Origin of the sequence: Pseudomonas sp. PDM31, assembly GCF_019218965.1 — a bacterium.
Taxonomy (GTDB): domain Bacteria; phylum Pseudomonadota; class Gammaproteobacteria; order Pseudomonadales; family Pseudomonadaceae; genus Aquipseudomonas.
Map to the genome: position 1 here is coordinate 42,265 of NZ_JAHUWS010000005.1, position 14,904 is coordinate 57,168.

Below are 14,904 nucleotides of genomic sequence, written 5' to 3' on the forward strand. Positions count from 1 at the left end.
TGCACCTGCACCTGCACCTGCACCTGCACAGGGAAGAGGCTATTTGAGGCGAGCCAGTCGTTCGGTCAGCAGATCGAAAAAGCCCTGGGCATCGCCGCTTTCAACCCAAAAGGCGTTTTTTGGCGCCTTGAGCGTGTCGTACCAATCGACAATGGTCTGGCCGAAGGTCGGGCCTTCGCGACTGTCGACCACAACGTTCACCGTGCGCCCGCTGAACAGCCCGGGCTTGAGCAAGTAGGCGATGACCGTGGCGTCATGCACCGGACCGCCCGCGATGCCGTAGTGCTCCATATCACCTTTGATGTACTCATTGAGAATGGCGCAAACCAGCTTGCTGGCCGTGTTGTCCAGTGCCGCAATCTGCCTCAGCCGCGACTCACTGGTGAGGATCTTGTGAGTCACGTCCAGCGGCAGGTAGGTCAGCCTCACCCCGCTCTTGAGTACCACTTCAGCCGCATGCGGGTCGGCGAACAGGTTGAATTCGGCCACCGGTGTGATGTTGCCACCGTTGAAATGCGCGCCACCCATGACCACCACTTGCTTGATGCCCTGCACGATTTTCGGCTGCTGGATCAGCGCCAGGGCCAGGTTGGTCTGCGGGCCAAGCATTGCCACGGTAATGCTGTGGGGCTCGGCCGTCATCAAGGTGTCAATCAGGTAAGTCACGGCACTGCCGTCGGCCAGACCTGGCCGGGGCTCATGCACGGTGATCCCCGACAAGCCCTCCTTGCCATGAATGTCTTCGGCGTAGATCGGCGTGCGCATCAGTGGCTTCGGCGCCCCGGCGTAGACAGGCACATCCTCTCGCCCCGCCCACTCCCGTGCCAGCCGGGCATTGCGTGAGGTCTTGTCCAGGCGAACGTTGCCGGCAACGGTGGTCAGCGCACGAATGTTCAGCTCATCGGGTGACGCCAGGGCGAAGAGCAAGGCCACGACGTCGTCGGCACCCGGGTCGGTGTCGATGATCAGCTCGATCTTTTCCGCCGCCCGGGCGCCGGTTGCAGTATTCAGGGACAAAGGCAGCAGACTCCATAGCGGATGGTGCAGTGTTTCAACCGAGCGACAAGACTCAGAACGTTACCCCGGCGATCAACACGATGTTGCAGTACGGCTGACATTCACCAGTGCGCACGATCGCCCTCGCCTGCCGGCTCAGAACCTTGAACTCTTCATGGCTGAGCAGTTCGCGCCGGCCCAGTGAACCTGCGGCGTCCAGTTCATCCAGCACAGCCAGTGCCGACGGTTTTTTTTCGAGGATCTCGTGAGCCAGAACATGGCTTTCAACCTGCATTTCGCTCAGTACGACGCTCAAGGTGCTGACGAAATCCGGAATGCCATGGGTCAGCGCCAGGTCGATCAATTCGACGCCCGGCGGAACCGGCAATCCTGCATCGCCGATCACCACTTTGTCGCCATGGCCCAATGAGGCGATCAGCCGTGATAACGCGATGTTGAGCAGAGGTGTCTTTTTCATGGTGCTTGAAATGCCTGTACGTCGGACAAAGCCGGAATCGAGGGCTGCGCGCCGGCCCGGGTGACCGATAGCGCCGCAGCCACCTGGCCGAAACGGATCGCTTCAGCTTCACCTTTGCCGGCAGCAAGGGCCGCCGCGAAACCGCCGACGAAGGTATCGCCGGCCGCAGTGGTGTCGACCGCCTTCACGCTCGGCGCCGGGAAGTGCTGGAAGCTGTTGCCGTCGGCGAATAACGACCCTTGGGCGCCGAGGGTAATGATCACCTTGCCGGCGCCCATGGCGATCAGCTTTGTCGCCGCGGCTTGCGCAGTGTCCAGCGAATCCACCGCAACGCCGCTCAGGGCCGCCGCCTCGCTTTCGTTGGGAATCAGGTAATCGATCGACCCATACCAATGCGCTGGCAGCGCACGACTGGCTGGTGCCGGATTGAGGATGACAATCTTGCCCAGTTCGCGGCCGCGCTTGAGCGCATGACCCACGGTGGCATCCGGCACCTCGAGCTGACAGATGAGCAGATCCGCCGCCTGCAACACCGGATCGAAACGCTTGAGTTGATCTGCCGTCAGCGCACCGTTGGCACCGGGGACAATCACGATCGAGTTCTGGCTGTTGTCGTCCACCACAATCAGCGCCACGCCACTGGAACCGTCAACGGTGCTGACCGCCTGGCAGTCGATTTGCTCGGCCAGCAGCGCTGCGCGCAACGCGTCGCCATAGGCGTCACGCCCCACGCAACCAATCATCGAAACCTGCGCACCCAGGCGCGCGGCGGCCACGGCCTGGTTAGCGCCCTTGCCGCCGGAAACGACGGAAAACGACTCGCCGATCAACGTCTCACCACCCTTGGGCAGACGTGATGCCCGGGTCACCAGGTCCATGTTCAGACTGCCTACTACCACTACTTTTGCTGGCATACATTGCTACTCATCGATTCTGTTTCAGCGTTATTTCTGACTCAGCGAAACTGGGCAAATACGCCGGCCAGCGGCGCAGTTGATTCACGCATGACAATACTGGGCGTGACGATGCGTTGTTCGGTGCTGCGCTGCGGCGTAGCGATCCGTCGCAACAGCACTTCGGCCGCCATCTCTCCGAGTTGCAGAATCGACTGCCCCACGGTGGTCAACGAAGGATAGACATAACGGCTCATCTGGATATCGTCGAAGCCGATCACCGACAGCTCGCCAGGCACCCGAATATTGAGCTCGGCGGCAGCCCGCAGCACGCCGATGCCCATCAAGTCGTTGGCGGCGAAAATCGCCGTGGGGCGATTGTGCTGCAGCAGAACGGTGGCGGCGGCGTAACCGCCGGTACTGGTGAAATCGCTTTGCACAATGCGCTCGGGCACCACTTCAATGCCAGCCTCCTCCAGCGCACGGCAGTAACCGGCCAGACGCATCTGCGCGACACTGGTGGTTTGCGGCCCGATGATCGTGGCGACATCCCGATGCCCCAACTCCAGCAGGTGCCGGGTCGCAAGATAGGCGCCGTATTCATGATCGATACGCACCAGATCCACATCGACGCCTTCCAGACCACGGTCAACGATCACCATTGGCGTACGCACGCTTGCCAGGCCCTGGGCCAGACCGCTATCGCCACCGGCCGAGGCGACGATCAGCCCGTCGATGCGTTTTTCCAGCAACACCCGCAGGTAACTGCGCTGCTTGTCCGGGTTGTCGTCGGAGTTGCACAGGATCACGCAGTAGCCGTTGCGCTCGCAGTAATCCTCGATTCCCCGGGCCAGCTCGGCAAAGTACGGATTGAGGCTGTTAGGCACCAAAAGTCCGATGGTTGCGGTGGTCTTGGCCTTCAGGGATCGCGCCACGGCACTGGGTACATAGTCGAGGGTCTGGATCGCCGCCTCGACCTTGATGCGAACTTCTTCGCTGACCGGCCGGGTCTTGTTCACCACGTGGGAAACCGTGGTGTAGGAAATTCCGGCGAGCGCTGCTACATCCTTGATCGTTGCCATGACTCAGGTCCGCCGGCTTGCGCGCTGACTGCGATAAGTATCCAGCACCACCGCCACCACGATAACCGCGCCGGTAATGATGCGCTTGGTCGGCTCGGTCGCACCGATCTGCGCCAGCCCCGCGGCCAGCACGGAAATGATCAGGACACCAAAGAATGTGCTGATGACCGAACCGCGACCACCCATCAGGCTGGTCCCGCCGATCACCACGGCGGCGATCACCTGCAGCTCCAGGCCGGAGCCGGCATTCGGGTCCGCCGCCTCCAGTCGCGAAATCTGGAACAACGCAGCGATGCCGGCCAACAGCCCCATCAGACTGAACACCAGAATCTTGTACGGCTTCGGATTGATTCCCGCCAGGCGCACCGCCTCTTCGTTGGTGCCGATGCCAATCAGGTAACGACCGAACACAGTACGGGTCAACACGGCCTGGGCGACGAAGATGATCAGCAAGGCGATGATGAACGACGGCGAGATGCCGAAGGCAATCGGGTTGGACAGCCAGGCGAAGGCATCGCCGATGTAGGCCGTGCGTGAACCGGTCATCTGGTACGCCACGCCCCGGGCCATCTCCAGCACGCCCAGGGACACGATGAACGAAGGAATCCGCCAGGCCACGGTAATCGAGCCGGTGATTGTGCCAGCGAGCGCCGCAATGGCCATGCCGAGTAATGCGGCGGGCAGAACGCTCCAGCCCCAGCCGAGAATCGCCACGCTGACCGCCGACGCCGCCAGCGCCAGCACCGAGCCCACCGACAGATCGATACCGCCGATGATCAATACAAACGTCATGCCGACCGCCAGCACCATCAGATCAGGAATCTGGTTGGCCAGCGTGCTGAACGTATCGTAAGACAGAAAGTGACTGCTCAGCATTGAGAACAGTACGACCATCGCCAGCAAGGCCCCGGCCAGCCCAAGGTAGGTGCCGAGCCCGTAAAAATTGCCATTGCGCTTGCCAACGGAAGAGGCGGTTTTCATGGAAGATCCCTAGGCGCGGCTTCATTGAGCAGCGCGTCACGTTTTTGGTAGCCGGCGAAAGCGGCGGCAAGCAAATCATCCTGGGTCCAGCTGTCACGCTCGAAGGTTTCGATCAGACGCCCCGCCGACAGGACACCAATGCGGTCGCAAATCAACATCAGCTCCCGCAAGTCACTGGAGACCACCACCAGCGCCTTGCCCTGACGGGTCAGCTCGCCGAGCAGGTTGTAGATGTCGAACTTGGCGCCGACATCGATGCCACGGGTCGGCTCGTCGAACAGCAGCACCGAGCAATCGCGCTCCAGCCAGCGACCGATCACGACCTTCTGCTGATTGCCACCGGACAGTTCGGACACCGACTGCCCCGGGCCGGAACTGCGGATACGCATGGCGTCGATCTGACGCTGCGCCAGCGCGCTCTCGTCTGCGTGATTGACGAAGCCGGCGCTGGAAATCCCCGGCATGTTGCCCAATGCGATGTTGGCACCGATCGATTGCGTCAGCAGCAGGCCTTCGCCCTTGCGATCCTCGGTAATCAGCGCGATGCCGTGACCAACCGCGTCCACCGGGGAGCGGATGCTGACCACCTGCGCGGGCGATCCCAGGGCAACGCTGCCGCTGTCCGGGAGATCGGCACCGAAGATCAGCCGCAGCAACTCGGTGCGCCCTGCCCCGATCAGGCCCGAAATGCCGAAGATCTCACCAGCGCGGACTTCGAAGGACACATCACGAACCTTGTCCGAGTGACTCAGGCCCTTGACCGTCAACGCCGGCGCGCCGATCTTGCGCGGGCCCATATCGATGTGTTCACCCAATTCGCGACCGACCATCAAGGTGACCAGTTGCTCACTGTTGTAGTTAGCCATCGGCTCGACGCAGACCAACTGGCCGTCGCGCAGTACCGCAATGCGCTGCGCGACCCGCGCCAGCTCTTCCAGACGATGGGAGATATAGATGATCGAGACACCGCGCGCCTGCAGACGGGTGATCTGCTCGAACAGCATCTCCACTTCCCGCGCCGTCAACATCGCGGTGGGCTCGTCGAGGATCAGCACATGGCAATCACCGATCAGGTTGCGGGCGATCTCCACCATCTGCTGATGGCCGATGCCCAGCTCACCGACCAGGGTGTCCGGGTCGATCGCGTCGAGCCCGACCTGGGCCATGGCTGCTATTGCCGCATGGCGCAATTGCTTGCGGCTGATCCATCCGCCCTTGTTGGGCAAATTGTCGAGAAACAGGTTTTCCGCCACCGACAAAGTGGGCAGCAGATTGAGTTCCTGCATGACCATGCGGATGCCCAGGCCTTCAGCCTGAGCCCTGCTACCCGGGCGGTAGTCACGCCCTTGAAACTGCATCTGGCCGGTAGTCGGCGTGACCAGCCCGCCGATGATCTTCGACAGGGTACTTTTGCCCGCGCCGTTTTCACCGGTCAGCGCCAGCACTTCGCCGCGCATGAGCGTCAGGTCGATGCCGGCCAGGACCGGTTGAGCGTAGGTCTTGCCGATGCCGCTGACCGCAAGGACAGCGTTCGGGGCGCAAACGGACATAGGGAAATCTCCATGCGCCCGCCCCGAACGGGCGAGCACTGTTGAGGCGCCAGAGGACTACTTGGTCACCAGCTCTACCGGAGTTTCGATGACGCCATTGGCGCCGCCCTCGACCTTCTCGCCCTTGAGAATCTTCAGCGCAGTCTCGATGCCGAATACAGCCTGTCTGGCCGCAAACTGGTCAGCGGTCGCCAGCACGCGGCCATCGGCGAGCATCGGCTTGATGGCATTGATGTTGTCATAGCCGACCACTTGCACCTTGCCGGCCTTGCCCGCTGCCCGCACGGCAGACACCGCACCGACCGCCATGCTGTCGTTGCCGGCCAACAGGGCCTTGGTTTGCGGGTATTCACTGAGAATCGAGGCGGCCACTTTGTTGCCTTTATCGATCTCCCAGTCGCCAGACTGCAGGGACACCACCTTGATCTGCGCCGCTTCCATCGCATCCTTGAAACCGGCGGTGCGCTGCTGGGCATTGGTGGTGGTGGACACGCCTTCGATGATGCCGACTTCGTCACCGGCCTTCAGCTGTTTCGCCAGATAATCACCCACCAGACGCGCGCCTTTGCGGTTGTCAGGGCCTACGAATGGCACGCTGATGTTTTTGCTTTTGACCACGGCCGGGTCAAGCTGATTGTCGATGTTGACCACAGTGATACCGGCGTCCACGGCTTTCTTGATGACCGGGACCATGGCTTTCGAATCCGCGGGCGCAATCACCAGCGCATTGACCTTGGCCAAAATCATCTGCTCGACGATGCGCGTCTGGCCTGCGGTGTCGGTCTCGTCCTTGATGCCGTTGGAGATCAGGTCGAATTCGCCGGAGTGCTCCTTCTGATAGGCCTTGGCACCGTCCTCCATGGTCAGGAAGAACTCGTTGGCCAGGGATTTCATCACCAGCGCGACTTTGGGTTTTTCGGGCGATTCGGCGAAGGCCGAAGAGACAGGCAGTGCAGCGGAGGCGGCAGCCAGCACAGCGATAGCGAGAAGACGTCCAGCAAATGGCAGCTTCATGGGTTCACTCCGATCTTATGATTATTGTGAGCAACGCTTGCGCTGACGTATGTTACAGGCCCGCTGGATGACTATGCTCATCCCGGGCGCCGCGCAAACGTTTGCGTTGACCGAACTATGCGAACCCTGCCGGGATTTGTCAACGGCTGCACAAGGGCTGACGGGAAGAGAGGACAAATGCCGGCACGCTTTGGAAACATCCACGGATAACGACATTTCAAATTCTTGAAAAAAGATCCCTTGAGGCAACATCGACCCCCTGCGGTTTTCTTTAATATCGATGCCACCTGGAGATGCCACCTGGTGAGATGGTTGAGTTAGCCCGTGACAAAAATCCTCGCCCCGCCTTACACCAAACGGAACAAATCGCTGTCAGACGATCTTCTTGAATTTTAAGCAGTTGCGAAAAGCAGTACAGTTAAATACTGTATGCACGTACAGCTTAATAAGGATAATCCCATGGACACCAACCCTGTCATTCCTGATGCCTACGTACGCATGGGCATGCGCGTACAGAAAATCATCAACTCCCCCACTGCGCAGAAAGCCAGGGCAGCGCTGATCTTTCGCCTGCCTGAAGAGCCGGTGGATGAATGGGAGCGCCTGCTCGAAGAAATCGACGAGAACGACAACGTCACCCTCGCCTATCGCGATGATGGTGGCGTGCAGATTTTCTGGGTTGTGCCGAAGGAAGATTGAGTCGATGACTGCCCGCTGTTTCGCTTTACTGTTTCTGCTGTTCGCCACGGGCGTCCAGGCGGACGCACCGCGCACGTTCGATGAGGCCAAGAAAATCGCGTGGGAGCTGTATGCCCCTCAATCAACGGAGTTTTACTGCGGCTGCAAATACACGGGCAACCGGGTGAACCTCGCCGCATGCGGTTATGTGCCACGCAAAAATGCCAAGCGCGCGTCCCGTATCGAATGGGAGCACATCGTTCCGGCCTGGCAGATCGGCCATCAACGCCAATGCTGGCAAGAAGGCGGACGCAAAAACTGCACACGCTACGATGCCGCCTACCAGAAGGCTGAAGCCGACCTGCATAACCTGGTACCCAGCATTGGCGAGGTCAATGGCGATCGCAGCAACTTCAGTTTTGGCTGGTTGCCGGAGCAGTCGGGTCAATACGGCTCCTGCCTGACCCAGATCGACTTCAAGGCCAGGAAAGTCATGCCCCGCCCTTCCATTCGCGGCATGATCGCCCGGACTTATTTCTACATGAGCAAGGAATATGGCGTACGTCTGTCCAGGCAGGATCGACAACTGTACGAAGCCTGGGACAAAACCTACCCGGTCCAGTCCTGGGAGCGTCAGCGCAACCAGAGCGTGGCGTGCGTTATGGGGCGCGGCAATGAATTTGTCGGCCCGGTAAACTTGAAAGCCTGCGGCTAAGCCCGCACGCCCTTAAAAAACACCAAGGGCCCCGGGACGAAGTACCCGGGGCCTTTTTGTGATCAGTGCTCTATCACGCGCAAGGTTACTGAACCGCCGGACGCTCAAGCACCAGCAACTCGATGTTCTGTTTCTTCGCCCGGGTGAGCGATGCGCGGACCTCATCCTGCTTGGCCTGGGCCTCGGCCCGTGAGTTGTATGGCCCCATCAGAATACGTGTCTGGCCATTTTCCTTGACTACACTGGACATGAAGCTGTGCTCGATCAGCCATCCGCTCAGATCGCTGACCGCCTGAGGTGTTTCACCTCGAACTTCAAGATCCCATTGCGGCCCAGACACCTGTGCAGTTGCTGGTTCCACCGGCGGCCGTGGCTTCGGCGTGTCCACGCTCTTGCCCTCACCACATCCTGCCAGCGCCAATATCGCGATTACCCAGAACATTTTGCGCACAGCGTATCCCTCAGAATGCCAAAACGATGATTTTATCACTCATGAATACTTCACGAGACCCGCAAAATGGGCACAAAACAGCGAGAATGATGGTTGCGGCCTCTGTATAGTTACGTCCTGGGAATTAATGTCGCTACTGAACGTCAGAAAGAGACACCCAAAAAGTGAGACTTCGCACTAATCTATACGTACCACCGACCTCTGCACTGTCCGAATCAGGTGCCCCACCAAGCAATCAAGGAGAAGACCATGCTGATACTCACCCGCAAAGTCGGTGAAAGCATAAATATCGGTGATGACATTACAATCACCATTCTGGGCGTAAGCGGCCAGCAAGTCAGGATCGGCATCAACGCACCGAAAGACGTTGCAGTGCATCGCGAAGAAATCTACCAGCGCATCCAGGCCGGTCTGACCGCCCCGGAAAAGCCGCAAACCTGATTCTTGCAGTCAGTAGCCAGCCCGTTCCTCCCCGGACCACGGCTGGCTAAAGATTCAAATCCCGCATCCCGCCCAACTTGCCCGCTCGGCGCTACCCAAAAGCCACTCCCCGCGCCATCCCTGTGGCCGCAACCACCATCAGCAGCACCAGCAGCGCTTCGACATGACTTATGCGCGCGAACAGCTTCGCGCGTGCGGTGTCGATAGCCGTTTTGCGCCCAAGCGCGATCCGCCACTTGATCAACGTCACCATCGGTGCAATCTCGAGCAACAGGATCAGCACGAAAAACGTCATCTTGAGATGGAACAAAGGCTGATGCAGGTAATAGTCCGCGCCTTTTTCATACCCGCCGAAGGCCCGCATCCCGCCACTCAGTAACAGGACGACGGCGCAGATCCCCCACAGGTTGTCCGCGATCAATACGCTGCGTGCCTCCCCGACCCCATCGGCCAATCGTCGAAAAGCCGTGCCTCGCGCCAGCACCGCCCAGAACCCCACCACCAGCGCCAGAAGATGGCCCGCCGCAAGCATCCAGTGAGTCAGCATCGAGAAACTCCTTTCAGGACGAAGTTGAATCAACCTGTCAGTAGTAGCCCATGAAGTGACGGGCTGCATCGGCGCCTTTGGTCGACCTTTTTCGACGGAGCCAGAAAACCGCCACGCACCAACGGCGCTTGAAGAGCCCGGCACACACCACTCGTCGCCTGGGGCAGCGCAGCACTCAACAGGCCTGCATCATGGCGTACGGATTGCACTTGTGGCCTGTAGCTGCCCGGAACGACATAATTCTGACGCGGCAATCATTCAATCAACGCTTAAGGACTTCCAGCGATACGCTCGGCCAGTCACCAGGAGATGTAACGTGTCAACGCTCAATGAAATCGCAATGAATCACGCGAGAATGGCCATGGAAAAGGCTGCAGAGTCGACGGTACCGAGCGAGCGACACATCCAGATTGTCGGCTTCGAAGTACCGGCAATGGAAACGCAACCCAATATTCCACTGCACCTCATCGCTGGAGTGCAGGACGCCCACAACAGCCAGGTGGCCGGTTACTCGGTCTGACTTTTACACAGCGAGCCACGAACTGATCGGCACGTCAGATAACCGCTGACCGTGTAGGGATGGCATCTCAAAGGCGCCCTTCAGACACGGTCACCGGCTGCCCTCTTTCAGCACATAAGCCTTTGCCCGACGCCACTTGCAGAGCGTCACTTTTCCACTGCTATGCTGGTAACAGCTGTTTCCCAAACCAGAGAAAAGCAGCATGGCAGCAGAAGGCAAGCGACTCCCTCTCACTTTCAAGGTTTTGGCCTGCCTGGCCGCAGGCATCCTTGTGACCTGGGTAGTCACAACGCTGCTCGACACTTACTTCAACATGCCATTGCTGGCAGACACCAAGGGCTGGCTGCTACGTGCCGGGGATTGGCTTTTGCTGGAAACGCCAATGCCCAATTGGTCGCTGATGCTGATTATCGCGACTTTGATCGGCACTCTGTCTGTTGCGATTTACTACACCCGCAGCCCTGACGGGGCTGGCGGTGAGCTGCATGAGATAGAGCGCAAGGTTTACAAAAAGAACAACCCGCAGTTTCCGCAACTGACAGAGAACCAAACGCTACTGATGGAAGTTCTGGCCTACCATGCGAACTACCGGAAAATTGCAAGTCTGGACTCAGTCTGCAAACTTGTCTCAATCAGCACACTGGAAGTTGAAGTCGGTCTAAAGCAACTTGAAGCTAAACGCCTAGTGAAGCGAAGTGCGACACGGGGGACGTTCGGCGCCACCACATTTTCACTTACCGTGGCGGGTAAGGATTATGCTCTGGAGCGATTTGAGCTTACTTAGTAGAGACTCAAGGGACGCGGCACTGGGCTCTCGAAACACGACTTCCCTGCGACAGAAAGAATCCCGACCAGGATAGCTCCTATAGGCATTCACATTGCCCAGGATGAACGAACCCTATTTGTGTGAAGGCTCTACAAGAAATCCAAGACAACAAAAAAGGGCCCACCTTTCGGTGAGCCCTTCCAGACCGCCCAGCAGAGCGGATTTTGTTTGGTAGGCGCGACTGGACTCGAACCAACGACCCCCACCATGTCAAAGTCTGCTTGAGCAAGCTGCAAGCCTTGGTGTTCAAGGGTTTCACAGAACGCCCATTCACATTATGAGGCGTTAAAAATGGCCAATTTCCGCTTACTTCCGTCCGGCAACTGGAACGCTCTGGTCGGGTAAAGGGTAAATCTCCCCAATCGAAAACCTTCAGCACCAAAGCAGAAGCAGAGTCATGGGCGAAACAAATCAAATCCGTTACGGTGTATCGCGAGCATCACACTATATACGTTGGGCAGGACCTACTACGAGATGATGCTCAAGGGTAAGGGCAGCTACGACCATGCCCTGAGATTGTGGAACATCTGGGCAGGCACTTCACCCAGCCAATTCACGAAGTCACGCCGCAAAAGATTAATGACTTCAAGATCATGCGATTGAAGAAGGTGAAGCCGTCCACGTGCAGGAAGCAGCTCGCATTCATGTCGCGGTTCTACCGATTCGCAAAACGCGGATTGCTGATCGACATTCACAACCCTGTGAGTGATATCGCACTACCAAAGCCTGATCGGTCTTCCGATGAAGTGATCCGTGCAAGCGAGCTTGAGCGGTTGCCCCACATACATCTGTTGGTCTGACTGATGACCGATTTGAGCAATAACCGCGCAATATGTTTTCGCACCATCGATTAGCTGCCACGCCATCCGGCATTGTGGACAGGAACGAAAAACCAGCTTTTACACCCGCATTTGACAGGGTCGTCAGCAGCAACTGAGTGATTGGCCGGCTTTCTCCAGGCAAAAAATTCCTGTTTAGCGACATGCGGGGCCAGTCGATGGGTTCGCTTTCTCTTGATCTGTCGGTACGATGCGCGCCTGTCGACACTTACCTCCCCATGAATCAAGGTCATCCAATTGACTTCCAAAACTAAAAAAGACCGGATAAACGAAATCGACCTGCTGCGCTTCATCGCCGCCATTGCAGTGCTTGTCTTTCACTATGCGTTTCGTGGCCACGCCTATAACGACTTGTCGGTCATGTCTTATCCGTGGATTACGCCGGTTGCAAAATACGGATACCTTGGCGTCCAGCTATTTTTTATGATCAGTGGCTTTGTCATATTTATGACCGCTGCGAATGCAAATCTCAGGTCATTCGCCACCTCCAGGATCGTGAGGCTATACCCAGCTTTCTGGGCGTGCTGCACAATCACGTTTATTGCAATCCTGTTTATGGGAGAGAATCGCTTCTCAGCCAGCATCGTTCAGTATCTTGCAAACATGACCATGCTGAGCGAGTTCATGAATGTGCCTTCTATTGATGGCGCCTATTGGTCGATCTTCGTTGAAATTCGATTTTACATTTTGATCGCTGTGCTGCTAGCCTTCAAACTAATGCGCCACGCAGAATACTTCATGATCGCATGGTTGCTGTACACTGCGAAGGTCGCGCTTTATGGCACAGATCTACTGTCGATATATTTGATATCGGAATACGCAGCCTTCTTTATTGCTGGGGCATCATTTTTCATGGTTTGGAAAAAAGGACCTTCCATAATCCGGATAGTAACAATCAGCCTATCCTTTACACTGGCAATATATCAATCATTGAAACAAGCAGCAATATTAGCGCCAGTATTCAAACAAGAAGTAAACACGATCATTATTATTGCTATTATTTCTTCGTTCTTCCTACTGTTATTATTGTCGGTCACGCGCAAAACTGGAGTCATAGGCCGGATGAACTGGACCGTCATCGGTGCTCTTACCTATCCCCTATACCTGCTTCATCAATTTATTGGCTACATGACGTTCAACCTTCTCTATGAAAAAGTGAACGTGCATCTTCTCTTTTGGGGGGTCATGGCAAGCATGCTGATCCTGGCGTATGCCGTGCACAGGGTAGTTGAGATCCCTCTATCTACTTCCATGCGCCAGATTCTGCAGCCAAGATCTCAAAGCCCTGAGCGGGCGAGCACTGATTAAGTAGCGGATGGCTCAACAGACGACGTGATCAAGCTTACGTCTTCAAACTGCTGCACCAACCACAGCAGCGCTGCGGACGTCTGATCCTTACGGGTGGCAATGCATCGGCTCCCCAAAGCTCCAGCAACCCTCTCGCCTCGAAGTAATGGGTGTGCTGTAGCCGAAACCAAAAAAGCCCGACCCAAGGTCGGGGCTGGATTGCTTGCATCACTAAACAATTGAGTCATTATCGGGATGCTGCCCACTGCTTTTGCGGTAAATCAGTTAGTGGAGCGGCCTCACCTGCACGTCTGCGACTCTTGCCAAGACACTGCCTTGGCAGCAACCTAGCGCCTGGTCCAGCAACTCACCCGCCGATAATGGCTGATCAAGCACGGTGGTTCAGTCTCAACTGTTTTTTCCCGGCCGGACAGCTTCCGATGGTTATCTTGATGATTAGTTACCCTGCCCGCAATGATCGACGTCATCAAGCCCAAACAAACAACTTGCTCAGTTCGTATTTATAGTACTAAGTATCAGACTAGGATCGTACTCGTGAGCAGTTGAATTTCTTATCAAAAATCCAACATTTATATTGCCGGCTTCCAGATCGCTCTTGAATGGTCTGGAGGAATCTTCAGTAAAGCAGCAAGCATCCTTATCATTATATACCAGCTGAAGCTTTTCAGTTGACTGAGCAATCTCCTTAATAAGATCAATCGTGCCATGTCTTTTAAAGAAACTTGAGCTAATTTGTTCGGCATCGCCAAAAGTATTTTTTGCAAATCTGTACTTTAATGGCATAACCCCCGCCACCAAAATACAATGATCCAATAGATCTTTTAAAACGTTACAAGTGTAAAGCCCAGTTGTCGCCCCGCCAGACAACCCTACAAAATTAATCGCACGGTATTGCTCATCCAGACTTAAAACATTCAAAACGGCATTATCTATAAAAAACCTCATATAATGAGACCGGCCGGTATCAAACATCTCAAAAACGCCATGCCATGCAGCAAAAGAGGTCTCAAGATCCGCTGGATTATAAGTAGCCTCACCGTCCCAAGTTTTAACTTTTATAGGCCGAGACTGCTTATCAATTCCGATGAATGGCATGCTAACCAACAACACGTCATTCTCTGTTTCCAACGCGCCGGATATCAACTCATATGCAAAAACTTCGCTTTCAACTGGGAGGCCTCCATGCCCATGATTATATACAAGGAGGCGCGGTTTTTTTGATTTGTTTTTCACGACACTTTTGATTAGTACAGCGCGCGTTGTGTAATCGGTAACTTCATAGTTAATTGCCAGGCACTTTTTTTCGTACCCCGAAAACTTTTTAATAAAGTCATTATTTAAAGCCTCACAGTTTAAGCTGGACTCCTCTTTAGGACCGGAAAAATCTATATCACTGTAAAGATACTTCAAGCTGCTACTGAAGGGCACTTTATTGAATGCCTTTAACCTAGGTGTGTTATTGAGATTTAACAACCCCACTGAGAAACAAGCCAACACAATAAATGCCAGCGCAGCGATTAATACGAATACCTTAGCTGATCTTTTAATACCCATAGTTATAATTATCTTACCATCTTCAGTTTGA

16 protein-coding genes are annotated in these 14,904 nt (G+C 56.2%); 6 read left to right on the top strand and 10 right to left on the bottom strand.

Annotated elements, in window-relative coordinates; translation table 11 throughout:
• Positions 1 to 39: 39 nt before the first annotated feature.
• From KW839_RS11150 to KW839_RS11180, 7 genes are read right to left on the bottom strand one after another with little or no spacing between them, the layout of a single operon-like run.
• A complete protein-coding gene (locus KW839_RS11150) occupies positions 40 to 1,047 on the bottom strand; it encodes a nucleoside hydrolase (RefSeq protein ID WP_060540018.1) in 1,008 nt (335 codons plus the stop codon).
• A 22-nt stretch (positions 1,048 to 1,069) separates the two neighbouring features.
• Complete coding sequence (rbsD, locus tag KW839_RS11155) at positions 1,070 to 1,474, bottom strand: D-ribose pyranase (RefSeq protein ID WP_218424337.1); 405 nt, start codon at positions 1,472 to 1,474, stop codon at positions 1,070 to 1,072.
• Positions 1,471 to 2,388, bottom strand: coding sequence for a ribokinase (rbsK, locus tag KW839_RS11160; protein WP_218424338.1), 918 nt, complete (start codon positions 2,386 to 2,388; stop codon positions 1,471 to 1,473). Before rbsK ends, rbsD begins: the two co-directional genes overlap by 4 nt.
• Positions 2,389 to 2,429: 41 nt before the next feature.
• Positions 2,430 to 3,449 carry a LacI family DNA-binding transcriptional regulator gene (locus tag KW839_RS11165; protein WP_060540021.1) on the bottom strand — a complete coding sequence of 340 codons (1,020 nt, stop codon included), beginning with the start codon at positions 3,447 to 3,449 and terminating at the stop codon, positions 2,430 to 2,432.
• Between the two features lie 3 nt (positions 3,450 to 3,452).
• Complete coding sequence (locus KW839_RS11170; protein WP_060540022.1) at positions 3,453 to 4,430, bottom strand: ABC transporter permease; 978 nt, start codon at positions 4,428 to 4,430, stop codon at positions 3,453 to 3,455.
• Complete coding sequence (locus KW839_RS11175; protein ID WP_218424339.1) at positions 4,427 to 5,980, bottom strand: sugar ABC transporter ATP-binding protein; 1,554 nt, start codon at positions 5,978 to 5,980, stop codon at positions 4,427 to 4,429. Before KW839_RS11175 ends, KW839_RS11170 begins: the two co-directional genes overlap by 4 nt.
• 57 nt (positions 5,981 to 6,037) lie before the next feature.
• Positions 6,038 to 6,994 carry a sugar ABC transporter substrate-binding protein gene (locus tag KW839_RS11180; protein ID WP_218424340.1) on the bottom strand — a complete coding sequence of 319 codons (957 nt, stop codon included), beginning with the start codon at positions 6,992 to 6,994 and terminating at the stop codon, positions 6,038 to 6,040.
• A gap of 429 nt (positions 6,995 to 7,423) precedes the next feature.
• On the opposite strand from KW839_RS11180, the gene KW839_RS11185 reads away from it, so the two are divergent.
• Together KW839_RS11185 and KW839_RS11190 are read left to right on the top strand one after the other, a co-directional pair.
• Positions 7,424 to 7,693, top strand: coding sequence for a DUF1654 domain-containing protein (locus tag KW839_RS11185; protein ID WP_371318069.1), 270 nt, complete (start codon positions 7,424 to 7,426; stop codon positions 7,691 to 7,693).
• 4 nt (positions 7,694 to 7,697) lie between these two features.
• Positions 7,698 to 8,387: an endonuclease gene (locus KW839_RS11190; protein WP_060540026.1), complete on the top strand. Its 690-nt coding sequence runs from the start codon at positions 7,698 to 7,700 to the stop codon at positions 8,385 to 8,387.
• 85 nt (positions 8,388 to 8,472) lie between these two features.
• On the opposite strand, the gene KW839_RS11195 is transcribed toward KW839_RS11190, so the two are convergent.
• Positions 8,473 to 8,838: an SPOR domain-containing protein gene (locus KW839_RS11195; RefSeq protein ID WP_060540027.1), complete on the bottom strand. Its 366-nt coding sequence runs from the start codon at positions 8,836 to 8,838 to the stop codon at positions 8,473 to 8,475.
• A 249-nt stretch (positions 8,839 to 9,087) separates the two neighbouring features.
• Between KW839_RS11195 and csrA the strand changes: the two genes are divergently transcribed.
• On the top strand, positions 9,088 to 9,279 hold the full coding sequence (gene csrA, locus KW839_RS11200) for a carbon storage regulator CsrA (RefSeq protein ID WP_008057174.1): 192 nt from the start codon (positions 9,088 to 9,090) through the stop codon (positions 9,277 to 9,279).
• A 91-nt stretch (positions 9,280 to 9,370) separates the two neighbouring features.
• Here the strand turns inward: csrA and KW839_RS11205 are convergent, their stop codons facing one another.
• Entirely contained in the window at positions 9,371 to 9,826 is a 456-nt protein-coding gene (locus KW839_RS11205) for a DUF2214 family protein (RefSeq protein ID WP_060540028.1), read from the bottom strand.
• A 316-nt stretch (positions 9,827 to 10,142) separates the two neighbouring features.
• Between KW839_RS11205 and KW839_RS11210 the strand changes: the two genes are divergently transcribed.
• The 3 genes from KW839_RS11210 (at position 10,143) to KW839_RS11220 (ending at position 13,319) form a co-directional block, all read left to right on the top strand.
• Complete coding sequence (locus tag KW839_RS11210; protein WP_218424342.1) at positions 10,143 to 10,346, top strand: hypothetical protein; 204 nt, start codon at positions 10,143 to 10,145, stop codon at positions 10,344 to 10,346.
• Positions 10,347 to 10,548: 202 nt separating this feature from the next.
• Positions 10,549 to 11,130 (top strand): hypothetical protein, encoded by a 582-nt coding sequence (locus KW839_RS11215; RefSeq protein WP_218424343.1) that lies wholly within the window; start codon positions 10,549 to 10,551, stop codon positions 11,128 to 11,130.
• A 1,118-nt stretch (positions 11,131 to 12,248) separates the two neighbouring features.
• A complete protein-coding gene (locus tag KW839_RS11220; RefSeq protein ID WP_218424344.1) occupies positions 12,249 to 13,319 on the top strand; it encodes an acyltransferase in 1,071 nt (356 codons plus the stop codon).
• Between the two features lie 489 nt (positions 13,320 to 13,808).
• Here KW839_RS11220 and KW839_RS11225 read toward each other — a convergent pair whose 3' ends face one another.
• Entirely contained in the window at positions 13,809 to 14,873 is a 1,065-nt protein-coding gene (locus tag KW839_RS11225; RefSeq protein ID WP_218424345.1) for a hypothetical protein, read from the bottom strand.
• Between the last annotated feature and the right edge of the window lie 31 nt (positions 14,874 to 14,904).

Excerpts from the sequence above, each read along its gene's own strand:
- KW839_RS11170 (WP_060540022.1), bottom strand. The coding sequence starts at position 4,430 with ATGAAAACCGCCTCTTCCGTTGGCAAGCGCAATGGCAATTTTTACGGG.
- KW839_RS11165 (WP_060540021.1), bottom strand. The coding sequence starts at position 3,449 with ATGGCAACGATCAAGGATGTAGCAGCGCTCGCCGGAATTTCCTACACC.
- rbsD (WP_218424337.1), bottom strand. The coding sequence starts at position 1,474 with ATGAAAAAGACACCTCTGCTCAACATCGCGTTATCACGGCTGATCGCC.
- KW839_RS11175 (WP_218424339.1), bottom strand. The coding sequence starts at position 5,980 with ATGTCCGTTTGCGCCCCGAACGCTGTCCTTGCGGTCAGCGGCATCGGC.
- rbsK (WP_218424338.1), bottom strand. The coding sequence starts at position 2,388 with ATGCCAGCAAAAGTAGTGGTAGTAGGCAGTCTGAACATGGACCTGGTG.
- KW839_RS11205 (WP_060540028.1), bottom strand. The coding sequence starts at position 9,826 with ATGCTGACTCACTGGATGCTTGCGGCGGGCCATCTTCTGGCGCTGGTG.
- csrA (WP_008057174.1), top strand. The coding sequence starts at position 9,088 with ATGCTGATACTCACCCGCAAAGTCGGTGAAAGCATAAATATCGGTGAT.
- KW839_RS11225 (WP_218424345.1), bottom strand. The coding sequence starts at position 14,873 with ATGGGTATTAAAAGATCAGCTAAGGTATTCGTATTAATCGCTGCGCTG.
- KW839_RS11185 (WP_371318069.1), top strand. The coding sequence starts at position 7,424 with ATGCACGTACAGCTTAATAAGGATAATCCCATGGACACCAACCCTGTC.
- KW839_RS11180 (WP_218424340.1), bottom strand. The coding sequence starts at position 6,994 with ATGAAGCTGCCATTTGCTGGACGTCTTCTCGCTATCGCTGTGCTGGCT.
- KW839_RS11190 (WP_060540026.1), top strand. The coding sequence starts at position 7,698 with ATGACTGCCCGCTGTTTCGCTTTACTGTTTCTGCTGTTCGCCACGGGC.
- KW839_RS11215 (WP_218424343.1), top strand. The coding sequence starts at position 10,549 with ATGGCAGCAGAAGGCAAGCGACTCCCTCTCACTTTCAAGGTTTTGGCC.